The following is a 21536-nucleotide window of genomic DNA, read 5'->3' as shown; positions in this document are numbered from 1 at the left end:
CAAATTGAAGCAACTTGTCTCGCGCAATTCGTGATAGCGTTACCAAACTGGGCCGCTAATGGAGGGATGTGCGTGAAAGTGTTGATAACGGCAGTTTTTGCTTTGGCTTCCAGCTGCGTGCAAGCGGCGCAATTCACCGTGCTGGTGTTTTCGAAAACGGCCGGCTGGCATCATGACTCGATCCCGGCAGGTGTCGCGGCGATCCAGGAGCTGGGCAAGCTGCATGATTTCAATGTGTTCTGGACCGAAGACGCCAATCGCGTATTCAGTGACCAGGAACTGGCGAAATACCAGGCCGTAGTCTTCCTGCAGACGACCGGAGACATACTTGACTCGAAACAGAAGGGGGCGTTCGAGCGCTACATCCGTTCCGGCAGAGGTTATGTTGGTGTGCACAGTGCGTCGGACACGGAGTACGGCTGGCCGTGGTACACCAGGCTGGTGGGGCATATGTTCGACCACCATCCAGCGATCCAGACCGCCATCCTGAAAGTGGAGAACCGCAGCTTCCCGGGCATGGAGCGTTTCGCCGCGCGCAACCTGGTGACGGAAGAATGGTACGCGTTCAAGCCCGCCACCAGCAAAGTCAGCTATCTGCTGTCGGTCGATGAGACGACTTACAAGGCGGGACCCCAAGGCATGGGCGCATTTCATCCGGTCAGCTGGTACCAGGACTACGATGGCGGCCGCGCGTTCTACACTGCGCTTGGCCATCTTCCCGCGACCTACGGCGACCCGGTCTTTCGCCACCACCTGTACGGCGGTATTTACTGGGCCGCCACAGGCAATGGCCTTGAACCGCGATGATCAGCCGCCTTGCGCCTTGGCTGCTGCGGCCTTGGCGCGCAGCGTGGTGACGTTGTCGTAACCGATGCCCCAGTTATCGGTTTCCACTTCATCGATGATGACGAAGGTGGTTGCCGGGTTCTTGTTCAGTACGCGCTGCAGCAGTTCGGTCGCGCCCTTGATCAATTCCAGTTTCTGTTCGGCGGTGACGCCTTCCTTGGTGATGCGGAAATTTACGTACGGCATAGAGAAGCTCCTTTGGTTGAAATGGGGTGTTTGATGCAATACCAGGCCAGCAGCGCGCCGAGCAGCAGCAAGATGGTGGAAACGGACAGTGCGAATTTGATATCCTGGATGGCGCCGAAGATCGCGACGCCCATGGCGCCGCCCACCTGGCGCGCCGTATTCAGCACCGCCGACGCGGTGCCGGCCTGGCCGCGATCGATGGCGGCCAGGATCGAGGTGGTCATGGCCGGCACCGCGAGGCCCATGCCGGCCGGGATCAGCACCAGTCCTGGCAGCATTTCCAGGAATGTGGCGTCGTGTGCGACACCGAAGACGCCCAACAGAGCATAGCCCGCGGCGCCGACCAGCCCGCCGACGATCATCGGCAAGCGCGACCCCGCACGCGCCTGCAACCGGCCGCTGGCGATATTGGAGAAAATGAAGGTGCCGGTCAGCGGCAGGAAAACCAGCCCCGCATGCATCACTGAGAAGCCGCGCACTTTCTGCAAATGGAAGCTGAGTACGAAGATCACACCGTAATAGGCAAAGTTGACCAGGACGCCAAATAGTACCGCGCCTGAAAAACCGATGTCCCGGAACAGGCCAAGCGGCAGCATGGGCGCCGCGCTGCGCTGCTGGCTGCGAATGAACAAGGCCGCCGACACCAGGGCCGCCAGCAGCGCGCCCTGCACGAGGTGGCTGGAGGCGCCCAGCGTATTGAATTCGATCACCGCGCCGATAAACGCCGTCAGCGCAACGATGGCGAGTACCTGGCCGCTGATGTCGAATGAGCGCGCCGGATCCTTGCCGCGCAGGGCAGGGACCACGCGCAGCGTGAGCCAGAAACCCAGCACGCAAATCGGGATATTGACCCAAAAAATGCTGCGCCAGCCGGCAACACTCATCAACAAGCCGCCCAGCACCGGACCGGCTGCAATCGATACGCCGCCGGCAGCCGTCCACCAGGCGATGGCCTTGGCCAGTTGGGCGCGGTCGTGAGCGTAAGCCGTGTTCAGGATCGACAGCGAGCTAGGCACCAGCAGCGCGGCGCCGACGCCTTGCACGGCCCGCGCCAGGTTCAATGCCAGCGCACCCGGCGCCATCGCACAAGCCAGCGAAGCGAGTGTAAACAGGGCAAAGCCCGACAGGAACACGCGGCGTGCGCCGAAACGGTCGCCCAGCACGCCCGCCGACAACAGGAAGACGGCAAAGCCCAAGGTATAAGCGTCGACCACCCACTGCAATGCGCTGACGCTGGCGCCCAGCTCTCGGCCGATTTCCGGCAAGGCCACGTTGACGATGGTGACGTCGAGCTGGACGATGATGAAGGCAAAGCTGGCGGCCAGCAGGACGGCGGGGGATGGCTTGTGCATGGTGAAGCTCCTTTGGATAGCTTGAACTATAAATGTCTTCACGCATCAATAAAAATGAATAATAATGAATTCATCTATCTCAGTTGGAGAATGAAATGGAACTCTCCTCGCTGAGGATATTCAAGACCGTGGCCGAAGAAGGCAGCGTGACCCAGGCCGCAGCGCGGCTGCACCGGGTGCAATCGAACGTCTCGGCGCGCCTGAACCAGCTCGAGGAATCGCTGGGCGTGACCCTGTTCAACCGTTCGGGGCGGCGCATGCTGATCACCGCGGAGGGCACGCGCCTGCTGGAATATGCCGACCGCCTGCTGCGGCTGGCGGACGAAGCGCAGATGTCGGTGCGCGGCGAGAACGAGCCGTCGGGACAGCTACGTATCGGCTCGATGGAAACCACCGCCGCCGCGCGCCTGCCGCGCGTGCTGGGCGCATTCCACCGCAAGCATCCGCAAGTGGACCTGCTGCTCGATACCGGCCCGACCGACTACCAGATACAGCAGGTACTGAATCACAAGGTCGATCTCGCGCTGGTCTCCGGCCCGGTCGAGCGCCCGGAACTGGAACAGCAGCCTGTATTTGTAGAAGAACTGGTGCTGTTGACCGACGCGCTGCACGGCCCAGTCACAGGGCCGGCAGACGTGGCGCGCCGTACGCTGCTGGGTTTTCGCAGCGGCTGCTCCTACCGGCGCCGCCTGGAATGGTGGTTTGCCGACGCCGGTGTCGCCCACACGCGGATCGCAGAATTCGGCACCTTCGAAGCCATCATCGGCTGTGTTGCCGCCGGCATGGGCGTCGCCATGATGCCGCGTGAAGTCCTGAGGCAGCGCGGCCTGGGCCGCACCGTGCAATGCCACACCTTGCCGCCGGAAGTTGCCGAAGTGGAGACGGTCATGGTATGGCGCCGCGACATTCCCCACCACGCCGCCCGCGACGCCTTCATCGCCAGCTTCCGCCAATAGTAAAAAGAAAGTCGGGGTCAGGTCTGGCAATCCGCCACAAAGTGGCGGATTGCCAGACCTGACCCCGACTTTTATAGACGGAGCTAGGGCAGGGGCTGGGTTACAGGGCGGCCAGTGCTGCGTTGAAGGTTGCGCTTGGGCGCATCACGGCGGAGGTCTTGGCTGCATCCGGCTTGTAGTAGCCGCCGATGTCCATGGCGCCGCCTTGCACGGAGTTCAGCTCTTCGACGATCTTTGCTTCGTTCTCTGCCAGCGACTTGGCCAGCGGTGCGAACTTGGCTTTCAGCTCGGCGTCGTCGTTCTGCGCTGCCAGGGCCTGGGCCCAGTACATCGACAGGTAGAAGTGGCTGCCGCGGTTGTCCAGCTCGCCGGTGCGTGGCGATGGCGACTTGTTGTTGTCCAGCAGTTTGCCGGTGGCTTCGTCCAGGGTCTTGGCCAGGATCTTGGCTTTGGCGTTGCCGGTCTTGATGCCCAGCTCTTCCAGCGAGACGGCCAGCGCCAGGAACTCGCCCAGCGAATCCCAGCGCAGGTGGTTTTCTTCCACCAGCTGCTTGACGTGCTTCGGTGCGGAGCCGCCGGCGCCGGTTTCGTACATGCCGCCGCCTGCCATCAGTGGAACGATGGACAGCATCTTGGCCGAGGTGCCCAGTTCCAGGATCGGGAACAGGTCGGTCAGGTAGTCGCGCAGGATGTTGCCGGTCACCGAGATGGTGTCCAGGCCGCGCGATACGCGCTCCAGGGTGTAGCGCATGGCGCGGGTCTGCGACATGATCTGGATGTCCAGGCCGGTGGTGTCGTGGTCTTTCAGGTAGGTCTCGACCTTCTTGATCACTTCGGCTTCGTGCGGACGGTAGGTGTCCAGCCAGAACACGGCAGGCATGCCGGAGTTGCGGGCGCGGGTGACCGCCAGCTTGACCCAGTCACGGATCGGAGCGTCCTTCACCTGGCACATGCGCCAGATGTCGCCTTCTTCCACGTTCTGGGTCAGCAGCACTTCGCCGGTGGCCAGGTCGGTGATGTTGGCGATGCCGCCTTCCGGTACTTCGAAGGTCTTGTCGTGCGAGCCGTATTCTTCGGCTTGCTGCGCCATCAGGCCCACGTTCGGCACGGTGCCCATGGTTTTCGGATCGAAGTTGCCATGCCATTTGCAGAAGTTGATCATCTCCTGGTAAATGCGGGCGAAGGTCGATTCAGGCATGACCGCCTTGACGTCGGCGGTGCGGCCGTCGGCGCCCCACATCTTGCCGCCGATGCGGATCATGGCCGGCATCGATGCGTCGACGATCACGTCATTTGGCGAGTGGAAGTTGGTGATGCCCTTGGCCGAATCGACCATGGCCAGCTTCGGACGGTTTTCCAGGCAGGCGTGCAGGTCTTTCAGGATTTCGTCCTTCTGCGACGCTGGCAGCTTTTCGATCTTTTCGTACAGGTTGACCATGCCGTTGTTCACGTTCACGCCCAGCTCTTCGAACAGCTTGGCGTGCTTCTCGAACGCCTGCTTGTAGAAGATGCGTACGCAGTGGCCGAACACGATCGGGTGCGATACCTTCATCATGGTCGCTTTCACGTGCAGCGAGAACATCACGCCGGTTTTGTAGGCGTCGTCGATTTCGCGCTCGTAGAATTCCAGCAGGGCTTTCTTCGACATGAACATGGAGTCGATGATCTCGCCGGCCTGCAGGGCGACCTTCGGTTTCAGCACGATGGTCTTGCCGGACTTGGTGATCAGTTCCATCTTCACTTCACGGGCCTTGTCCAGGGTCATGGACTTTTCGCCGTGGTAGAAGTCGCCGCCGTGCATGTGCGATACGTGGGTGCGCGAAGCCTGGCTCCATTCGCCCATCGAGTGCGGGTTCTTGCGTGCGTATTCTTTCACTGCCTTTGGCGCGCGGCGGTCGGAGTTACCTTCGCGCAGGACCGGGTTCACGGCGGAGCCGATGCACTTGCCGTAGCGGGCTTTCAGTGCTTTCTCTTCTTCGGTCTTGGCGTCTTCCGGGTAGTCCGGCAGCTTGTAGCCGGCGGCCTGCAGTTCGCGGATGCAGGCGACCAGCTGGGAAACCGATGCCGAAATATTAGGCAGCTTGATGATGTTGGTGTCCGGGTTCTGGGTCAGGGCGCCCAGTTCGGCCAGGTTGTCCGGCACTTTCTGTTCGTCGCTCAGGCATTCCGGGAAGGCTGCCAGCACGCGGGCGGCGACCGAAATATCGCTGGTGACGACATCGACGCCGGCTGGAGCTGCGAATTTCTGCACGATTGGCAGCAGGGAATAAGTCGCCAGCAGTGGCGCCTCGTCGGTAAGGGTGTAGATGATTTTAGACTTTTGAGACATGTTTATTCCCTCAAATGCGGAGGTTTTCCGCTGAATATTCTTCCCTGGGCTCGCCGGGTTCGGCAGGCTCGGGGTGGATAGCGGGTGGGCGATGGCCTACCGGACAAGCTTGACATTGTAGCTCACAGGAATGGTCGTAACAATTGGCGAAGATACTTAGACGGGGCATCCTGGCTGTCCAGGCCGACGTCAGCTTGTCCGATGCGGCCCGGCGGCTGGCGGTAGGTGCGGAACAGGTGGTCCCACAGCATCAGCCATTCGCCGAAATTGACCTGGGCGTCCTCGTATTTGCGTTTGTGGTGCCAGCGATGGGTCTGGGCGACGCCGAACAGGTGGCGCAACGGACCCAGCGAATAGTCGAGGTTGGCGTGCTGGAAGGCCAGGTGGACGGAAAGAATGGCCAGGCCGGTCGCGACCGTGACTGCGGGCGCGCCCAGTGCCAGCAGGACGGCAAAACCCGGAGCGCCCATCATCATGGCGTGCAGCGGGTGGCGCCGTTCGCTGTTCAGCCAGTACAGGCGTTCGCTGCTATGGTGCGCTTCGTGGAACAGCCACAGGCGGTGGTGGCGATGGCTCAGCCAGTGCATAAAAAACAAGCCGAAATCGAGCACGACCATGGCAGCGGCGATTTGCGCCCAAGCCGGCCAGGTGGCCGGCCAGGCTGCTGGCGCAGGCAACAGGGCGCGTGCCCAGGACAGGATTTCAATACTGCCATACAGGACGCTTGCGTTGACCAGGAAGTGCAGGCAGTCGGTGCGCGTATCGCCATGATCGGCCAGCCAGGCCGCCTCATAGGGCTGCAAGCGTTCGAGCAGGGCGACGCAGGCAATGGCCGCCAGCGCCATCAGCGGCACGGCTGGCCAGTAGGGCAAGCCTTGCGTGGCGGCCCAGAAAATCGCCGCGGCGGCGCCGCCAAAAACGATTGGATAACTCAGGTAGCGTATCGTCCATTGTTTCATGTTGACCTCCAGTGGTGAAAGAAGGCCAGCGTAAGGGCGCGCGCGTCAGGTGGCTTGAACGAAAGAGCTATCCAGCACGATGCCGCGCAGCATGGCGGCCGGGTTAAGGCCGAACATCTCGCGGAAAGTACGCGAAAGGTGGGCCGAGTCGGCAAAACCGGCAGCGTGCGCCGCGTCGGTCAGGTTGCCGCGCTGAGCAAGCCGGTGTAGTGCCAGTTCCAGGCGCAGCCATTTACGATAGCTGCGCAAGGGGAGGCCGGTCTGTTCGACGAACCAGTGGGAAAAACGGTCAGGCGACAGATGGGCAAGCTCGGCCAGCTGGAGCCTGTTTGCGCCACCTTCCGCAATGCCTGCGCGCAGCGCCCCGGCAACGGCAGTCATGCGCGCATCCTGAGCCGAGGGCCGGGACAGGCCGAAAGCCTGCCGCAGCACGCTGCGCAGGGGCTGGCCTGTATCGGCGGCCGCGAGGAGCTGGCTGCACAGATCGTCGGCCAGCAGCGTCGGCGTGTCGGCCGGGGCCTGGAATAAAGCCGTTCCTTCCGGCGTCAGCGGGTCCAGGTAGACCAGGAGCGCCTCGTCGGCGCAGACGCAATGCGCCAGTCCTGCCGGGATGGCAATTCCCGGGGCGCGCAGCGGGCCGCTAGGGAAGGCCACGCCAATTTCGCCATGGAGCGAAATGACCAGCTGGTGCGCGTAATGGGCGTGCAGTGCGCTGTCGCCGATCGCGCCGCGGAATACGCCGAAGCCGGGCGAGAGCAGGGCGTTTCCCGACCAGTGCTGTCCAGGCATCAGGCTGACGCGCACTTGCGCACCGTGTCCCAGGTGCGGGTGGTGATGTCCTTGCCGAAAGTCTTCTCGATCAGGCGCATGAAGACCGGGCCGTCGCTGCTGGGCAAGTAGGTCGAAAACACCTCGCTTCCAATTACGCCAAGCATTTCAGCGCCGCTGATGGGCGGCGGCAGCACGGTCGCGGATGGCGCGGCACGCAGGAAGCTCACCACGCGCTTGGCAGCCGGCTCGGCGCCCAGGCCAGGATAGGGGTCCGCCGCCAGCAGGTCTTGCAGGTGTTTTTGCGAGCGGATAATGGTGTAGAAGCTGCGGCCGAGCGCCTTGGCCATCGCTGCCTCGGCCTTGCGTTCCAGCGCGGCTTCGGAGGCGGAACGGGCGTCGAATGCTACATTGCCGCTTGATAGAAGCGTCTTGACGTTGGAAAATCCGGCACTTTCAAAGGCGGCTTTCAGTTCCGGCATCTTGCAGTTCATCGGGCTGACGCCGCGGAGCAGGGCAATATAGCGAGGCATTGTGTTTCAGATAAAAGTTGAGCCAAAGGGATTATCGTTCGAAACGGATGGCGAGGCCAGCTTGCTGGTGGCGGCCGCCCGCGCCGGCGTGGTGCTCCCCAGTTCCTGCCGCAACGGTACCTGCCGCACCTGCATCTGCCGGGTGCAAAGCGGCACTGCGCGCCACCTGATTGAATGGCCAGGCCTGAGCCTGGAGGAGAAGCGGGAAGGCTATATCCTGCCTTGCGTGGCGGTTGCAACGTCGGACCTTGTGATCATCGCTCCCGCTGCGAAGTTTACGACAAATTGTTAAAGGGGTTTCTCAAGTCATTCTCTATTGCTATAGTAATCGTTATTGCAATAGATGGAATCGCCATGACAACTCGCAGAGACTTCCTCCATATGATGGCGGGCACAGCGCTGGCTGGGCTGCCGCTGCTTGGCCACGGTCGCGCGCAGTCGGAGCCGGAACCTCCGCCCGATATTTTCGACGCCCAGATGCTGGACCTGGAATTCTGGATCAAGCCGCGCACGATCAGCGTGATCCGGCCGCAAAGCGGGGAGAAGGCCCGGCTGACCTACTGGAAGGATGGCGAGATCATCGACTCGGCTTACCAGGAGCTGTGCCATTTGCTGCGCGACGTGAACGGCAAGGAGACGGCAGCGATTGATCCGAAGCTGTTCGAGACGCTGTGGGGCGCGCAGGCGTTTGTGCAGCGCTTCGGGATCGAGAGTCCGCTGGAGATCTTGTCGGGGTATCGCACGCCGGCTTCCAACAAAAAGCTGATCGAGCAGGGAATTCCTGCGGCGCGGCAGTCGCTGCATATGAGCGGCAAGGCTGCCGATATCCGGATTCCGAACTTGAACGCGGAGGTGCTGGGCAGCCTGGTGCAGAGTTTCCGGCAGGGGGGCGTGGGGTTTTATTACCGCCAGGGGCCGCGGGGCGGGTGGATTCATGCTGATACCGGGCTGCAGCGGAGCTGGAAAGGCTGAAACCGGTAAACCAGTGTCTGACCCATAGGGTCAGACACTGATACGCGGCTGCCGCAGGCCGGGGTGTCTGACCCTGTGGGTCAGACAACGGTTTACCGGTTTTCAGTGGTAGTAATAAGCCGGCGTCGGCACCGCATCCGTCCTGGCCAGCCGCTCCGCCTCCAGGTCCACCTTATGGTCCCACCAGATATTCCACCCCACCCGCTGGTCTTCCACCAATTCCGGATGCTCATCCAGCAGCTTGCCGAAGAACGCATCAAACTCAGATACATATTCGTTTACTTTCATACCGCCTCCTGAGGTTTCGGTTACACTCCTGACCCATGTTTAATCACGATGACGAAGCGGCCAAGCCGCGCTTTCGCCCGGTGCCGTGGACCGCACTGGAAACGCCCCAGGACGTGGAGCTGTGGATTGCCGAGCACGACCTCGCGCTGAAGGAACACGTCGGCAAGCAGGAAACCGGCTACGGCGTGTGTTTCAGCCTGGCCGAGGGCGGCGATATCTACATGCAGACCACCGAGGGCGCCGTTATCCTCGATGTTACTCCTGAAGCCGATTGGGTGGAGCCCTTGCTGTGCGCTATCGCCGCTTGCGAGCCGCCCAAAGGCCGCCTCTGGACCCTGCCCGAAGACAAGCTGGTGCAGCTCATCCTTGGCCTGTCCGTCCTGGTCGCCAGCACCACCCTTGTCGTCGGTCATAAATTCGGCCGCAGCCGTTCTTACTAAAGGATTCCTGATGCGCAAACCGTTGATCGCCCTCCTGCTGGCCGCAGCCGCGCTGCACGCCAGTGCCGCCGACCTGCTGCAAACAGTCAAGGCGCGCGGCACGCTGAAAGTGGCCATGGAAGGCGTCTACCCGCCATTCAATTTCAAGGAGAAAAATGGCGAGCTGGCGGGTTACGACGTCGACGTGGCGCGCCTGGTGGCCAGCAAGCTGGGGCTGAAGCCGGAATTCGTCACCACCGAATGGGCCTCGATCCTGGCCGGACTGGCCAGCAATAAATACGACGTCATCATTTCGCAGGTTGGCATCAACCCGAAGCGCGAACAAGCTTTCGACTTCAGTACGCCTTACATCTACTCGTCGCCGATGCTGATCGTACGCAAGGATGACAAGAACAACTGGACTTCCCTCGAACAGCTGAAAGGCAAGCGCGTCGGCGCCGGGCAGGGCAGCGTCTACGAGATGCAATTGAAGGCTGTGCCCGGCATCGACGTGAAAGGCTACCCGGCAGCCCCGGAAAACCTGACCGACCTGGCGCTGGGCCGTATCGATGCCGCCTTGAACGACAGCCTGATGACGGCCTATTTGCTGAAAACCACCAAGCTGCCAATCAAGGCCGGCGCCCGCGTCGGCGCCGTCGAGCGCATGGGCATTCCCTTCCAGAAGGGCAATCCCGCCTTCAAGGCCGCGCTCAACAAGGTGCTGGCGGATGCCGCCGCCGACGGCAGCCTGAAAGCCATTTCCATGAAGTGGTTCGGTACTGACGTCAGCAAGGCGCCCTGAGCATGGAGTGGCTGGAGCTGCTGCACGAGGCGGCGCCCGTGATGTTGAAGGGAGCCGGTTATACCCTGGTGTTCGCGGTCGCCGCGATGGTGGGCGGCCTGGTGCTGGGCTTTCCCACCGCCGTGATGCGCATCCTGCCCTGGAAACTGCTGCGCTGGCCGGCCAATGTGTACGTCAGCCTGATGCGCGGCACGCCGCTGCTGGTGCAGATGTTCGTGATCTATTACGGCCTGCCGTCGGTCGGCATCGAGTTCACGCCAGTCACCGCCGGCATCCTGGCGCTGAGCCTGAACGCCGGCGCCTACCTGTCGGAAAGCCTGCGCGGCGCCATCCTCTCGATCCATAAAGGCCAGTGGTCGGCCAGCTACAGCCTGGGCCTCGGTTACGGACAGACCTTGCGCCATGTGGTGATGCCGCAGGCGCTGCGCATTGCAGTGCCTTCGATGAGCAACACCCTGATCAGCCTGATCAAGGATACTTCGCTGGTGTCGGTCATTACCATGACGGAACTGATGCTATCGACGAAGGAAGTAATTGCCACCACCTTCCGCCCCTTGCCGCTCTATCTCGCGGCAGCCGTCATTTACTGGATACTCAGCCTGGCTTTCGAGCAACTGCAACGCTTTGCCGAACAACGCCTGAACCGCGCGCACCGTCAAAGTTAGCTGCTCGACATTGTCACAAGGGCATGCTAGGCTGGAACCAATATGGATAAAGACCAGCATGCCAGGCAGGCGGAGCAGGGGACCGCCACCCGGCCCGCCGTCCCCGGACTGGCAGGGCTCGATGCACTCTTGCCCGGCGAAGCAGTGCTGGCTGCCATGGGAGGCACTCCGCCAGCCGTCTACAACGGCCTGCAACGCGCCAGCGGCGACCTGCAACTGGCCAGCGACCAGGACTACTTCAACGATCTCTACCTGCTGGCCCCGGTTGGCTATTTTGTTCTCGCGAGCGACAGCACCATCCTGCAAATGAACCTGGTGGGCGCCGACCTGCTCGGCCTGCCGCGCCAGAACCCTGATGGCGTCCCCTTCCGCAACTATGTGGCGCAACGCTTCATTGCCGATTTCGATGCCTTCGTCAGCAACAGCCTGGCCAGCGAAGAGCCGCAGCGCCTGTCGCTGCAGATGACGCGCGGGCGCGGTGACCGCGGCTTTGCCGTCACGCTGCTGGGCAGCGGCACGCCAGGTCTGGCGCAATTGCGCGTGGTGCTGGAAATGGCCGAAGGCAAGCTGGCGGCGCTGGAAAAAAGCGAAGAGCGCTTTCGCCGCATCGTGCACAGCGCGGAAGAGGGGATCTGGGAAATCGACGCTGCGGCACGCACCAGTTTCGTCAATCCCAAGATGGCCGCCATGCTCGGTTATACGATCGAGGAGATGCTGGAGCAGCCGCTGGTCAACTTCATGGACGACGAAGGGCGCGCCCTGCTCGAGCGCAATATCGCACGCCGCCAGCAAGGCATTGCGGAGCGCCACGAATTCAAGTTCCTGCGCCGCGATGGCAGCGATATGTGGGCCACCCTGGCCACCAACCCGATCTTCGATTCCGATGGCAGCTACCTCGGCGCGCTGGCGCTGGTCAGCGACATCACCGAGCGCAAGCTATCGACCGAACTGATCTGGCACCAGGCCAATTACGACTCGCTGACGGCCCTGCCGAACCGCAATATGTTCCAGGACCGGCTATCGCAGGAAATGAAGAAGGCCCGCCGCGACGGCCTGTTCCTGGCCCTGCTGTTCATCGACCTCGACCAGTTCAAGGAAATCAACGACCGGCTCGGCCACGAAATGGGCGATGCCTTGCTGGTGGAGGCGGCGCACCGCATTAGCGCCTGCGTGCGCGCCTCCGACACGCTGGCACGGCTGGGCGGCGACGAGTTCGTGGTGATCCTTCCCGGCCTCGACCATGTCACCAGTGCCGAGCGCGTGGCGCAGCAGATCATCACCAGCCTGAACCGGCCCTTCATCCTGGGCGACAATAGCGGATCGGTGTCCGCCAGCATCGGCATCGCCCTGCATCCCTCGGACGCCAACGACCCCGAGCAACTGCTGCGCAACGCCGACCAGGCCATGTACGCCGCCAAGAATGCCGGCCGCAACCGCTACAGCTACTTCACGCCCGACATGCAGGCCGCCGCCCAATTGCGCCTGCGCATCACGCGCGATTTGCAGATGGCGGTCGCCAACGAACAGTTCGAGCTGCACTACCAGCCCATCGTCAACCTGCATAGCGGCACCATCGAACGTGCCGAAGCGCTGCTGCGCTGGCGCCACCCCGAGCGCGGCATGCTGAACCCGGCCGACTTCATCGGCAGCGCCGAAGCCAGCGGCGTCATTCTCGAAATTGGCGACTGGGTATTCCGCAGCGCCGCCGACCAGGCCAAGCGCTGGCAGGAGGAGCTGGGGCGCCCCTTCCAGATCAGCGTCAACCAGTCGCCGGTGCAGTTTCGCACCGGCCCCGAGATTTTCGAGAAATGGATGCGCTATGTCGAGCAGATGCACCTGGCGCCGCGCAGCATCGTGATCGAGATTACCGAGCGCCTGCTGCTCGACAGCAGCGGCCCGGTGATGGACCGCCTGCGCCAGTTCAAATCGATGGGATTGCAGGTCGCGCTGGACGACTTCGGCACCGGCCACTCCATGCTGGCCCACCTCAAGAATTTCGACATCGACTACCTGAAGATCGACCGCAGCTTCGTGATGGACCTGGCCGGCGATTCCGGCGACCTCGCGCTGTGCGAAGGCATCATCGTCATGGCCCACAAGCTGGGCCTGAAAGTAGTCGCCGAAGGCGTCGAAACCGAAACCCAGCTCAACCTCCTGAAAGCCGCCGGCTGCGACTACGCCCAAGGCTTCGTCTACGCCCGCCCCTTGCCCCCCAGCCAGATGGGCGCGCTGGCCCGCGGCCCCGCCCAACTGGCGTGATAAAAGTCGGGGTCAGCTCCGGCAATCGGACATTTTCCTAAAGGCCTTCACCGCGCGGCCGACGGTTCGTGCCGAAACGTCGCAAAAGGCTGCGATCTCTGCCATCGTGTAATTGTGCGAGAGATAGGCCTGGGCCATCGCTTCGTGGCGGTCCAGGTAAAGGAGGAAGTAGTCCCTCAGCGGCTGCACGATTGCTTTTCGTTGCGTGCGTTTTATTTCCAACAGGTCGCCGCGGATTTCCCCTTGGGCCGCCAGCAAGCAGAACTCGTCGCTTCCCAGGAAAAGCTGGTGGCGCACTGCTCGGAAGGGATTTTCTTGACCGATGCCGGCCAAGACGAAGTCTTCAAACGCACGTATTGCTTGTTGGCGAATATTGCCGAATTGTGCGAGGACGGTATCGCGCTCGAGCCAAGCAGGCGCGTCAACTGAGCCGACCAACGCGCCGTAGCTGCTCCATAGCCAGTGGCTTGGGTGTTTTACCAGTCCGGCCCGCACAGGATTCAAGACGGTGTAGCGCGAAAGCTCCCTCAGATATTCGCTTTCCTGGCAGAGGATGGCGTGGTAGCGTCCTTGAAAAACGTGCCCAACCAATCGGTGTTGGCGATTGAAATACTGGGAGTAATTGCCATTGAGGTAACGCATGCCGCGCGACAGCTTGCCTAGCCGTGTTTTCAGGACCAAATGATAGTGGTTGCCCATTTGGCAGTAGGCCAGGACGCTAAAGTCGAAACGCGCGCAAGTTTCAGCGAGCAGTGCCAGCCAGGTCAAGCGATCGCTATCATTGCGGAAGATGGTGGAGCGTCGGTCTCCACGTGCAGTGACGTGGTAGCAGGCGTTGTCGCGCTCGATTCGCAAAGGTCGATTCATAGACCAAGTTTAGGTCCGACCAGCGAAGTCAAATTTGCGTCAGCGCAAGAAATGTCTGATTGCCGGAGCTGACCCCGACTTTTAACTTAGGCGTAACAGGGAGACGACGCGGTCGCGGTTGATGCCGACCAGGGCGGAGGTGAGGGAGACCAGGGCGGAGTAGCCGGGCTCGTTGGCGACATTGGCGAAGACTTCGGCCATCTGGCCCATGCCGGCCACTTCGATTTCCGGCAGTTCGCTTTGCACGCGCTGGGTGGCAGTTGCGAGTTCCTGGCGGACCTTGGCCAGCGCGGCTTCGACGTGCGCCAGGGCTTGCGTTACTTGCTGCAGCGTGGCGCGCATCGCTTCGATGTCGCTGGTGCCCCAGCCTTCGGGCATCACGACCGGGGCTTCGGCGTCGGCCTTGATCCGGTTGAGCTGGCCCGCCGGGAAGCGGATGCCCGAGCCTTGCACGGCCAGCGAGTCGCGAATCCCGGGCCAGGCGCTTTCCGGCGCCGTGAACACCAGCTCGCCATCCTTGTTGACCGACACGCGCACTCCGGCGGGGGCCATCGCCTGGTCGAAGCGGGAAATGATTTCAGCGTCCGAGAGGCCGGGCGCCAGGTGCACCGAACGCAGGCCGGCGGTGCCGCCGCCCACCGAGATGGCCAGCGTCTCGCGGGCGCCGTTGCGCAGGTTGGCCAGGGTCATGCCGCGCACGGTGAAGCGCTGGGTCGACGGCTGGTTGGAGTAGTTCAGTTGCGCGTCAAGCGTACCGCCGGACGCTTGCGCCCGGTTGCGCCAGGTTTCGCTGAACTGGCGTACGCGCTGTTCCACCTGGCCGTCGCGCATGGTGCGCGTGGCCAGCTTGGCGGCGATGTCGGTCTTCAGGGCGCGCAGCTGGGCTGCGCTTTGCTCGAGGAAGTCAATCGCTTGCTGGGCGCCCGAGACATCGTTCTGCAGCGGGGCATCCATATTGCTCAGGCCGCGGCGCAGGGGGGCGGGCGCCTTGCTGGCTGCGGCCTGGTCGATCGCCGCGCTTGCCTCTGCCGGCGTGGTCTCAGCCTGTCCTGCCGCCGGATTGGCGGTGGCGCGGGCGGAGAGGCCGGTAGTGCTGGGGCGCTGGGCGATTTCCATGATATTTACAGTACGTTAAACAGCGACAGTCCGCTGACCTTCGAATAAGCCTGGTAAGTCGCTTGTAGGGCGCTATTGTAACCAGACAGCTGGGTGGCCGCGAGGCCGTAATCCAATTGTGCGATATCGGTGATCGCGATCTTGTTCGACAGGCTGACGTTGCTGTGGTTATTGGCCAGGGTTTCCATCACGTTCTGGGCGCCGCCGAACTGGGCGATCTTGCTGGAAATCTGGTTCAGCGCGGAGTCGGTGCCGTCCAGCGCGGTTTTCAACACGCCTTGCAGGACCGGGTCGCTGGGGCTGACGGTTGGGCTGCTCAGCATGCTGATGGCCTGGTCCAGCTGGTTGAGGTAGACGTCCATGCCTTGCACGGTGACATTGGCCGGCTGGGTGATGCCATTGCCCACCACGACTTCCTGGGTGCCGTTATTGCCGGTATAGCTGTAGCGCGCGCCCAGCGGCTGGGTGGCGTCGTACGACAGCGCCGCGGTCGAGGTGAGGGTGCCGGAGAAGATGTACTTGCCTTCCTGGTCCTTGGTATTGCCATTGAAGTACAGCGAGTCGCGCAGCGCCACCAGGCTGTTGACCATGGAGTTCAGGTCGGCCGGCGTGTTGGAGCCGTCAGAAGCCCACACGAACAGGTCGCGCGCGGCGCCCATGTCGTCGACCATCGAACCCAGGTAGGTCTCATTCTTCGACAGGCGGATCTTCACGGCGCTGATGTTGTCCACGTACTGGCTGACGATGTTTTCTTCGCGGCGCAGGCGCGACAGGCGCACATTGGCGATCGGCTCGTCGGACGGCACCTGGATCTTGTTGCCAGTGGCCATCTGCTCGGTCAGCTTGGCGATCACCGTCTGGTTGATCTGCAGCGAGCGGTTCATGGATGCCTGGAACTGGCTGGAGGCGATACGCATTTCAATAATCCTCAGAACAGCGCCAAGGTGGCGTCAAACAGGGTGTTGGCAACGGCGATCACTTTCATGTTCGCCTGGTACATATTCTGGAACTCGACCAGGTTGATCGCTTCCTCGTCCTTGTTGACGGAGCTGGTCGCGGCCCAGTCGTCTTCCGATTGCTGGCGGATGGTGGTGGCGGTGTCCAGCAGCGACTGGTTCTGGCCGCTGTCGATGCCCAGCTTGCCCACCAGCTGGGTGTCGGCATCGCCGATCAGCACCGTGCCGACCGAGGTCAGGGTGATGGGCTGGCCCTTGATCGCGATCAGGTCTTGCAGGTTCTTGCTGTCGCCAGGCGCGCCGTTGGACGAGAACGCCAGGTCCTGGGCCTGGATGCCCGGGACCAGGCCGAGGATGCCGCCGGCGCCGGTGGCGTTGAAGGCGAACAGGGCGCCGCCAGGCGTGGCGGTAATCGGCGGACCCGGCAGGCCGTCCGGCTTGTAGCCCAGCGCCATGGTGTTGTTGACCTTGGTCGCCAGCTGGTTGGCCATGTCCAGCAGCGATTGCTGCATCGGCTGCAGGGTGTTCTTCTCGAAATCGCCAATGCCGCCCAGCTGGCCGCCGACCTTGGTATCGTCCAGGCCGAAGGTGGTGCCGGCAAATTTCAGTTCGAGCGTGGCTGGCGTGGTCGACGGATTCATCGACATGGTGCCGGCCAGGTTGCCGACCACCAGCGGCTGGCCGCTGCGCAGGGAAACGCTGCGGGTGCCGTCCGGCTGTTCCAGCACCTCCACCGAGACCAGGTTGGCCAGCGAATCAATGGCGCGGTCGCGTTCATCGACCAGGGCCGAGGTGTTGGTGCCGAGCGAACCGGCCTGGGTAATGCGGTTGTTCAGGGCCGCAATATTGGCGCTGAGGGTATTCAGTTGCGGCAGCATGGCGTCGCGCTGCTGCGTGATCGACACCTGCTGCTGGCGCGTGACGTTGTAGATGCTGTTGAACGATTGCGCCATGGCGTTGGCGGCGGTCAGCACCTGCTGGCGCAGCGGGGTCGACACCGGGTCGACGCCGGCCGCGTTCAGGGCGCGGAAGAACTGGTCGACGCCGTTCGACAGGCTGGTCTTTTCATCGCCCATCACGCGTTCAAGTTGCGTGAAGTAGGGCTGGCTCTGGGTGCGCGAGCCGAGTTCGGAGTTGGCACGCCATAATTGCTGGCTCTTGTACGAGTCGGAGAAGCGCAGCAGCTTGCTCACTTCAACGCCGAAACCGGGACCGCCGGAGCCGGCCGAAGGGGCAACGGCCGACAGCAGCACGCCCTGGCGGGTATAACCCTTGGTTTGCAAGTTTGCAATGTTCTGGCTGGTCGTGTTGATGGCGGCCTGGGCGGCCAACGATCCCGACAGTGCATTGTTGATAATCGACATGGTGCAATCTTCCCTTAGGCTGGGCCGTTGCTCAATGGCATCTTGGCCCGTTATCGAGTAAAGGCGACCGCGCCAATGGGGAGATTAAGCGTCGGTCGGATTTTTCTTGGATAAAACTGAAATTTCTGGCTGGGAAGCCCCGGCAGGCGGCGTCGCTGGCAATAACTGGCGCAGGATGGCGTCGGCGACGCCGAAGGCGCGGCGGCCGGCCAGTTGGTCGGCCACCATATTGTCGGCCATGTCCAGCATGTCGCTGTTGATCGAGTCCTTGTAGATGCTGTCGTCGTCGGCCATGGCCTTGGTGGCGTCGCGCATCTTGTGCAGCGTCTGGGCGATGAAGAAGCTCTCGAACTTGACGGCGGCATCGGTGGCCTTGTCGCGATAGCGTACTTCCTCGGTCTGCGGGGCAGGAGCGGCCTGCCCGAGCTTGCTGTCGTCGGCGCCGATGTCCAGCTTGCGTACCGGCAGGGGGGCGAAGCGGCTGTCCATCAGATCACCACCAGTTCGCCTTCGATGGCGCCGGCCTGGTCCAGGGCTTGCAGGATTGCCATGATGTCATCCGGCGTCGCGCCCAGGCTGTTGACCACGTCGATGATGGCTTGCAGCTTGGCGCCTGCCGGCCATTTGAACATTTGCGGCTTGGCTTCATTCACCGCCACGTTCGATTGCGGGGTGATGGCCGTCTGGCCCTGGCTGAAGGGCGCCGGCTGGCTGACCTTCGAGCTTTCCGAAATGACCACCTTGAGCGAGCCGTGGGTAACGGCGGCCGCCTTCACGCGCAGGCCATCGGCGATGACCACGGTGCCGGTACGCGAGTTGAACACGACTTTCGGCACGTCCTGGCCGACTTCGATCGGCAGCGCTTCCAGCTTGGCCATGAAGGCCACGCGCTGGGTCGGGTTCTGCGGCGCCAGCACGTCGATGCCGGTGCCGTCCGCCGTGCTGGCCACGTCGCCGAACTTGCGGTTGATCGCTTCCACGATATTGGTGGCGGTCTCGAAGTTCGGCTGCTTCAGCGACAGGTGCACTGATGGCTTGCTGGCGAAGTCGGTGGCGATTTCGCGTTCGATCACGGCGCCGTTCGGGATGCGGCCGGCGGTCGGGGTGTTGACGGTGACCGAGGAGCCGCTCTTGCCGGCGGCGGACAGGCCGCCCACCACCACATTGCCCTGGGCCAGCGCGTAGACTTCGTTGTCGGCGGCTTTGAGCGGGGTCAGCAGCAGGGAGCCGCCGCGCAGGCTCTTGGCGTCGCCCAGCGAGGAGACCGTGACGTCGATCGGCTGGCCGCGGCGGTAGCCTGGCGGGAACACGGCGGACACCATCACGGCAGCCACGTTCTTGGACTTGGCGTCGGCGCCATCCGGCATTTTCACGCCGAACTGCTTGAGCATGTTGACCACCGACTGGCTGGCGAACTTGACCTGGGTCGAGTCGCCGGAGCCGTTCAGGCCGACCACCAGGCCGTAGCCGACCAGGGGGTTGTCGCGCACGCCTTCGATGGCGACCAGGTTGCGCAGCTGGGGGGCGGCGGTGGCGGGGATGGCGATGGCCAGCAGCAGGGCTGCCACGAACCGGTAAACCCGTGTCAGAGCCGCAGGGTCAGACACTGATACGCGGCGGCCGCTGGCCAGTGCCTGACCCTGCGGGTCAGGCAGTGATTTGCCGGTTTTGAAGCTGAACATATCCATCACCTCAGAAAGGCATCAAGGGACCAAGGAAGAAGCGCGTCAGCCAGCCCGGCTGGTTGGTATCGGCCAGCGTGCCTTGCGCACCGTATGCGATGCGGGCATTGGCGATACGCTGCGACGACACCATATTGTTGGCATCGATATCGGCCGCGCGCAGGAAGCCGCGCAGGCGCACGAATTCCTCGCCCTGGTTCAGGGTCAGCACTTTTTCGCCGGCGACCTTGAGCAAGCCGTTCGGCATCACTTCCTGCACGATCACGGTGATCGCGCCGCTCAGGGCATTCTGCTGGGTGCTCTGGGCATCGCCCTTGAAGCCGCGCTCAGCCGAAATATCGACGCCGGCCTTCGGGAACGTCTTGCCCAGCAGGCTGGGCGAAGCAATGCCGACGCTGGAATCCTTGGCCAGGGTGGTGCCCGCACTCTTCGATGCCTGCGTGGTTTCTTGCAGGATCACGGTGACGATATCGCCGACGCGGAAGGCGCGGCTATCCGACACCAGCGAGATGCTGCTGTCCGGATTGAAGACGCCGCCTGAGGTGCCGCGCGGCAAGGCGCTGCGCGACACGGCAGGGGTTTCGTCGAAAGGCGCCGGGCGCACGGTCGGCTGCAGGCTGGAGCAGCCAGCCAGCAGGACCAGGGCCAGCGCGGGCAGGGCGGTTTTCATCAGCGTGCGGCCTGTGCCAGGTACTGCAGCATATTATCCGCTGCCGTCAGAACTTTGGTGTTCATTTCGTAGGTGCGCTGGGCGGCGATCATGTCCACCATCTCTTCCACCACCTGCACGTTGGAGCCTTCCAGCGCGCCCTGCTTGAGCTTGCCGAACTGGGCGTCGCCAGGGCGGCCTTCGGTCGGGGCGCCGGAGGCCGGGGTTTCGGCAAACAGGTTTTCGCCCAGCGCCTGCAGGCCGGTCGGGTTGATGAAGGAGGTCAGGGTCAGCTGGCCCAGTTCGGTCGGCGTGGTATTGCCCGGAATCGTGGCCGACACGGTGCCGTTTTCGCCGATGGTAATGGCGGTGGCATTGGCCGGCACGGTGATCTGCGGCACCAGCGGCAGGCCGGAGGCGTTGACCAGCACGCCGTCCTTGTCGACCTGCAACTGGCCGGCGCGGGTAAAGGCCGGCTCGCCGTTCGGGCGGCGCACCTGCAGGAAACCATTGCCCATCACGGCCACGTCGAGCGCGTTGTTGGTGGTTTGCACATTGCCGTTGGTGAAAATCTTCTGGGTGCCGACCAGGTGGGTACCGTTACCCATCTGCACGCCGGACGGGTTCAGGGTGTTGTTGTCGGCACGCTGGGCGCCCGGCTGCTGGTCGATCGAATAGAACAGGTCTTCGAACACCACGCGGTCGCGCTTGAAACCGACGGTGTTGGCGTTGGCCAGGTTGTTGGCGATGGCCTGCAGCTTCGCGTCTTGCGCCTGCACGCCGGTCTTGCTGATCCACATTGCTGGATTCATCGTGATTCTCCTGTTAGCCGCTAATCAGTTTGTTGCCGACCGAGGTCATGTCGTCGGCGGCCTTGAACAATTTCATCTGGATTTCGAAGGTGCGATTCAGGCTCATGGTGGCCACCATTTCTTCGACTGCCGTCACATTGGCGCCTTCCAGGTGGCCGGCCTTCACTTGCACGGTCGGGTCGGTGCCCAGCAACTGGCCGTCACGCGCCACCAGCAGGCCCGCTTCATTCTTGGTCAGCTCGGACGCTTCGGCGCGCACCAGCTTGAGCTTGTCAATCACCTGCATCTCGGGATTGGCGGTCGGGCCCAGGATGGAGACGGTGCCGTCCTGGCCGATTTCCACCTTGCGGTGCACCGGCAGGGTGATCGGGCCGCCTTCGCCCAGCAACTGCATGCCGTTGACGGTCAGGGTGCCGTCGGCATCGAGCGTGATGGCGCCGGCGCGGGTGTAGGCTTCGCCCGTCGGGCCCTGCACGGCGAAGTAGCCAGGGCCGGAAATGGCCACGTCCAGGTCGCGGCCGGTCTGGCGCAGCGCGCCCTGGCGGTCGGTCACGGCGTTCGACTGCATCTGCGACATATGGCGGTCGTCGTAGCCATAGCCGGGCAGCTTGGCAGCCTGCGCCAGCTCGAGGTTGGCGCGGAAGCCGTTGGTGTCGAGGTTGGCGAGGTTGTTGGCGTGCACCTGCTGGCCACGCATGGCCCGCTCGGCGCCGCTCATCGCGGTGTAGATCAGCGCGTCCATTCAGTTGGCCTTTA

24 protein-coding genes are annotated in these 21536 nt (G+C 62.9%); 8 read left to right on the top strand and 16 right to left on the bottom strand.

The features are described from left to right. The first annotated feature begins 72 nt into the window (after positions 1-72). A complete protein-coding gene (locus tag ACN9M3_RS19145) occupies positions 73-807 on the top strand; it encodes a ThuA domain-containing protein (protein ID WP_426162093.1) in 735 nt (244 codons plus the stop codon). Here ACN9M3_RS19145 and ACN9M3_RS19140 read toward each other — a convergent pair whose 3' ends face one another. Both ACN9M3_RS19140 and ACN9M3_RS19135 read right to left on the bottom strand, forming a co-directional pair. Further along, complete coding sequence (locus ACN9M3_RS19140; RefSeq protein ID WP_426162092.1) at positions 808-1032, bottom strand: 2-hydroxymuconate tautomerase family protein; 225 nt, start codon at positions 1030-1032, stop codon at positions 808-810. It abuts the gene before it with no gap. Then, positions 1020-2384: an MFS transporter gene (locus ACN9M3_RS19135; protein WP_426162090.1), complete on the bottom strand. Its 1365-nt coding sequence runs from the start codon at positions 2382-2384 to the stop codon at positions 1020-1022. The genes ACN9M3_RS19140 and ACN9M3_RS19135 overlap by 13 nt, the downstream gene beginning before the upstream one ends. Before the next feature lie 95 nt (positions 2385-2479). Between ACN9M3_RS19135 and ACN9M3_RS19130 the strand changes: the two genes are divergently transcribed. Beyond that, a complete protein-coding gene (locus tag ACN9M3_RS19130; RefSeq protein ID WP_426162088.1) occupies positions 2480-3340 on the top strand; it encodes a LysR substrate-binding domain-containing protein in 861 nt (286 codons plus the stop codon). A 100-nt stretch (positions 3341-3440) separates the two neighbouring features. Here ACN9M3_RS19130 and ACN9M3_RS19125 read toward each other — a convergent pair whose 3' ends face one another. The 4 genes from ACN9M3_RS19125 to ACN9M3_RS19110 form a co-directional block, all read right to left on the bottom strand. Continuing rightward, positions 3441-5669, bottom strand: coding sequence for an NADP-dependent isocitrate dehydrogenase (locus ACN9M3_RS19125; protein WP_426318321.1), 2229 nt, complete (start codon positions 5667-5669; stop codon positions 3441-3443). A 122-nt stretch (positions 5670-5791) separates the two neighbouring features. After that, positions 5792-6628 carry a sterol desaturase family protein gene (locus ACN9M3_RS19120; RefSeq protein WP_426318320.1) on the bottom strand — a complete coding sequence of 279 codons (837 nt, stop codon included), beginning with the start codon at positions 6626-6628 and terminating at the stop codon, positions 5792-5794. Positions 6629-6673: 45 nt separating this feature from the next. Then, on the bottom strand, positions 6674-7432 hold the full coding sequence (locus ACN9M3_RS19115; RefSeq protein WP_426318319.1) for a helix-turn-helix domain-containing protein: 759 nt from the start codon (positions 7430-7432) through the stop codon (positions 6674-6676). Further along, positions 7417-7929 carry a DUF1697 domain-containing protein gene (locus ACN9M3_RS19110; protein WP_426318318.1) on the bottom strand — a complete coding sequence of 171 codons (513 nt, stop codon included), beginning with the start codon at positions 7927-7929 and terminating at the stop codon, positions 7417-7419. Before ACN9M3_RS19110 ends, ACN9M3_RS19115 begins: the two co-directional genes overlap by 16 nt. 10 nt (positions 7930-7939) lie before the next feature. On the opposite strand from ACN9M3_RS19110, the gene ACN9M3_RS19105 reads away from it, so the two are divergent. Beyond that, positions 7940-8221: a 2Fe-2S iron-sulfur cluster-binding protein gene (locus ACN9M3_RS19105; RefSeq protein WP_426323795.1), complete on the top strand. Its 282-nt coding sequence runs from the start codon at positions 7940-7942 to the stop codon at positions 8219-8221. A 92-nt stretch (positions 8222-8313) separates the two neighbouring features. Then, positions 8314-8901 carry a YcbK family protein gene (locus ACN9M3_RS19100; RefSeq protein WP_426323793.1) on the top strand — a complete coding sequence of 196 codons (588 nt, stop codon included), beginning with the start codon at positions 8314-8316 and terminating at the stop codon, positions 8899-8901. A gap of 102 nt (positions 8902-9003) precedes the next feature. On the opposite strand, the gene ACN9M3_RS19095 is transcribed toward ACN9M3_RS19100, so the two are convergent. After that, entirely contained in the window at positions 9004-9189 is a 186-nt protein-coding gene (locus tag ACN9M3_RS19095) for a DUF3460 family protein (RefSeq protein WP_426162080.1), read from the bottom strand. A gap of 35 nt (positions 9190-9224) precedes the next feature. Here ACN9M3_RS19095 and ACN9M3_RS19090 point away from each other — a divergent pair, with 35 nt between their 5' ends. The 4 genes from ACN9M3_RS19090 to ACN9M3_RS19075 are packed head-to-tail and all read left to right on the top strand — an operon-like array spanning position 9225 to position 13334. Then, a complete protein-coding gene (locus tag ACN9M3_RS19090; RefSeq protein ID WP_426162079.1) occupies positions 9225-9629 on the top strand; it encodes a hypothetical protein in 405 nt (134 codons plus the stop codon). A 10-nt stretch (positions 9630-9639) separates the two neighbouring features. Continuing rightward, complete coding sequence (locus ACN9M3_RS19085) at positions 9640-10410, top strand: transporter substrate-binding domain-containing protein (protein ID WP_426162078.1); 771 nt, start codon at positions 9640-9642, stop codon at positions 10408-10410. A 2-nt stretch (positions 10411-10412) separates the two neighbouring features. Next, positions 10413-11075, top strand: a complete 663-nt coding sequence (locus ACN9M3_RS19080; protein ID WP_426162077.1) for an amino acid ABC transporter permease — start codon at positions 10413-10415, stop codon at positions 11073-11075. Positions 11076-11117: 42 nt separating this feature from the next. Then, positions 11118-13334, top strand: coding sequence for a putative bifunctional diguanylate cyclase/phosphodiesterase (locus ACN9M3_RS19075; protein WP_426318317.1), 2217 nt, complete (start codon positions 11118-11120; stop codon positions 13332-13334). Between the two features lie 12 nt (positions 13335-13346). Here ACN9M3_RS19075 and ACN9M3_RS19070 read toward each other — a convergent pair whose 3' ends face one another. From ACN9M3_RS19070 to flgF, 9 genes are all read right to left on the bottom strand, one after another. Then, positions 13347-14189 (bottom strand): transposase, encoded by an 843-nt coding sequence (locus ACN9M3_RS19070; protein WP_426318316.1) that lies wholly within the window; start codon positions 14187-14189, stop codon positions 13347-13349. A 93-nt stretch (positions 14190-14282) separates the two neighbouring features. Beyond that, positions 14283-15317, bottom strand: coding sequence for a hypothetical protein (locus ACN9M3_RS19065; RefSeq protein ID WP_426162074.1), 1035 nt, complete (start codon positions 15315-15317; stop codon positions 14283-14285). Positions 15318-15322: 5 nt separating this feature from the next. Beyond that, entirely contained in the window at positions 15323-16234 is a 912-nt protein-coding gene (flgL, locus tag ACN9M3_RS19060; protein WP_426162073.1) for a flagellar hook-associated protein FlgL, read from the bottom strand. Positions 16235-16245: 11 nt separating this feature from the next. Continuing rightward, a complete protein-coding gene (gene flgK, locus ACN9M3_RS19055) occupies positions 16246-17637 on the bottom strand; it encodes a flagellar hook-associated protein FlgK (protein WP_426318315.1) in 1392 nt (463 codons plus the stop codon). Positions 17638-17721: 84 nt separating this feature from the next. Beyond that, on the bottom strand, positions 17722-18126 hold the full coding sequence (locus tag ACN9M3_RS19050; RefSeq protein ID WP_426162071.1) for a rod-binding protein: 405 nt from the start codon (positions 18124-18126) through the stop codon (positions 17722-17724). Next, positions 18126-19319 carry a flagellar basal body P-ring protein FlgI gene (locus ACN9M3_RS19045; protein WP_426318314.1) on the bottom strand — a complete coding sequence of 398 codons (1194 nt, stop codon included), beginning with the start codon at positions 19317-19319 and terminating at the stop codon, positions 18126-18128. Before ACN9M3_RS19045 ends, ACN9M3_RS19050 begins: the two co-directional genes overlap by 1 nt. Before the next feature lie 10 nt (positions 19320-19329). Next, positions 19330-19989 carry a flagellar basal body L-ring protein FlgH gene (gene flgH, locus ACN9M3_RS19040; RefSeq protein WP_426318313.1) on the bottom strand — a complete coding sequence of 220 codons (660 nt, stop codon included), beginning with the start codon at positions 19987-19989 and terminating at the stop codon, positions 19330-19332. Beyond that, positions 19989-20780 carry a flagellar basal-body rod protein FlgG gene (flgG, locus tag ACN9M3_RS19035; RefSeq protein ID WP_207232845.1) on the bottom strand — a complete coding sequence of 264 codons (792 nt, stop codon included), beginning with the start codon at positions 20778-20780 and terminating at the stop codon, positions 19989-19991. Before flgG ends, flgH begins: the two co-directional genes overlap by 1 nt. A gap of 13 nt (positions 20781-20793) precedes the next feature. Continuing rightward, the gene (gene flgF / locus ACN9M3_RS19030; protein ID WP_426318312.1) at positions 20794-21522 is read right to left on the bottom strand and encodes a flagellar basal-body rod protein FlgF; all 729 of its coding nucleotides are present in this window, start codon (positions 21520-21522) and stop codon (positions 20794-20796) included. Positions 21523-21536 lie beyond the last annotated feature (14 nt).

Source organism: Pseudoduganella sp. R-43, assembly GCF_049913255.1.
Classification (GTDB): domain Bacteria; phylum Pseudomonadota; class Gammaproteobacteria; order Burkholderiales; family Burkholderiaceae_D; genus Rugamonas.
This window is presented reverse-complemented; position numbering and strand designations above follow the sequence as displayed.

Excerpts from the sequence above, each read along its gene's own strand:
- ACN9M3_RS19135 (WP_426162090.1), bottom strand. The coding sequence starts at position 2,384 with ATGCACAAGCCATCCCCCGCCGTCCTGCTGGCCGCCAGCTTTGCCTTC.
- flgG (WP_207232845.1), bottom strand. The coding sequence starts at position 20,780 with ATGAATCCAGCAATGTGGATCAGCAAGACCGGCGTGCAGGCGCAAGAC.
- ACN9M3_RS19095 (WP_426162080.1), bottom strand. The coding sequence starts at position 9,189 with ATGAAAGTAAACGAATATGTATCTGAGTTTGATGCGTTCTTCGGCAAG.
- flgF (WP_426318312.1), bottom strand. The coding sequence starts at position 21,522 with ATGGACGCGCTGATCTACACCGCGATGAGCGGCGCCGAGCGGGCCATG.
- ACN9M3_RS19085 (WP_426162078.1), top strand. The coding sequence starts at position 9,640 with ATGCGCAAACCGTTGATCGCCCTCCTGCTGGCCGCAGCCGCGCTGCAC.
- ACN9M3_RS19065 (WP_426162074.1), bottom strand. The coding sequence starts at position 15,317 with ATGGAAATCGCCCAGCGCCCCAGCACTACCGGCCTCTCCGCCCGCGCC.
- flgK (WP_426318315.1), bottom strand. The coding sequence starts at position 17,637 with ATGTCGATTATCAACAATGCACTGTCGGGATCGTTGGCCGCCCAGGCC.
- ACN9M3_RS19120 (WP_426318320.1), bottom strand. The coding sequence starts at position 6,628 with ATGAAACAATGGACGATACGCTACCTGAGTTATCCAATCGTTTTTGGC.
- flgH (WP_426318313.1), bottom strand. The coding sequence starts at position 19,989 with ATGAAAACCGCCCTGCCCGCGCTGGCCCTGGTCCTGCTGGCTGGCTGC.
- ACN9M3_RS19050 (WP_426162071.1), bottom strand. The coding sequence starts at position 18,126 with ATGGACAGCCGCTTCGCCCCCCTGCCGGTACGCAAGCTGGACATCGGC.
- ACN9M3_RS19130 (WP_426162088.1), top strand. The coding sequence starts at position 2,480 with ATGGAACTCTCCTCGCTGAGGATATTCAAGACCGTGGCCGAAGAAGGC.
- ACN9M3_RS19075 (WP_426318317.1), top strand. The coding sequence starts at position 11,118 with ATGGATAAAGACCAGCATGCCAGGCAGGCGGAGCAGGGGACCGCCACC.
- ACN9M3_RS19110 (WP_426318318.1), bottom strand. The coding sequence starts at position 7,929 with ATGCCTCGCTATATTGCCCTGCTCCGCGGCGTCAGCCCGATGAACTGC.
- ACN9M3_RS19090 (WP_426162079.1), top strand. The coding sequence starts at position 9,225 with ATGTTTAATCACGATGACGAAGCGGCCAAGCCGCGCTTTCGCCCGGTG.
- ACN9M3_RS19045 (WP_426318314.1), bottom strand. The coding sequence starts at position 19,319 with ATGTTCAGCTTCAAAACCGGCAAATCACTGCCTGACCCGCAGGGTCAG.
- ACN9M3_RS19080 (WP_426162077.1), top strand. The coding sequence starts at position 10,413 with ATGGAGTGGCTGGAGCTGCTGCACGAGGCGGCGCCCGTGATGTTGAAG.
- flgL (WP_426162073.1), bottom strand. The coding sequence starts at position 16,234 with ATGCGTATCGCCTCCAGCCAGTTCCAGGCATCCATGAACCGCTCGCTG.
- ACN9M3_RS19125 (WP_426318321.1), bottom strand. The coding sequence starts at position 5,669 with ATGTCTCAAAAGTCTAAAATCATCTACACCCTTACCGACGAGGCGCCA.
- ACN9M3_RS19140 (WP_426162092.1), bottom strand. The coding sequence starts at position 1,032 with ATGCCGTACGTAAATTTCCGCATCACCAAGGAAGGCGTCACCGCCGAA.
- ACN9M3_RS19100 (WP_426323793.1), top strand. The coding sequence starts at position 8,314 with ATGGCGGGCACAGCGCTGGCTGGGCTGCCGCTGCTTGGCCACGGTCGC.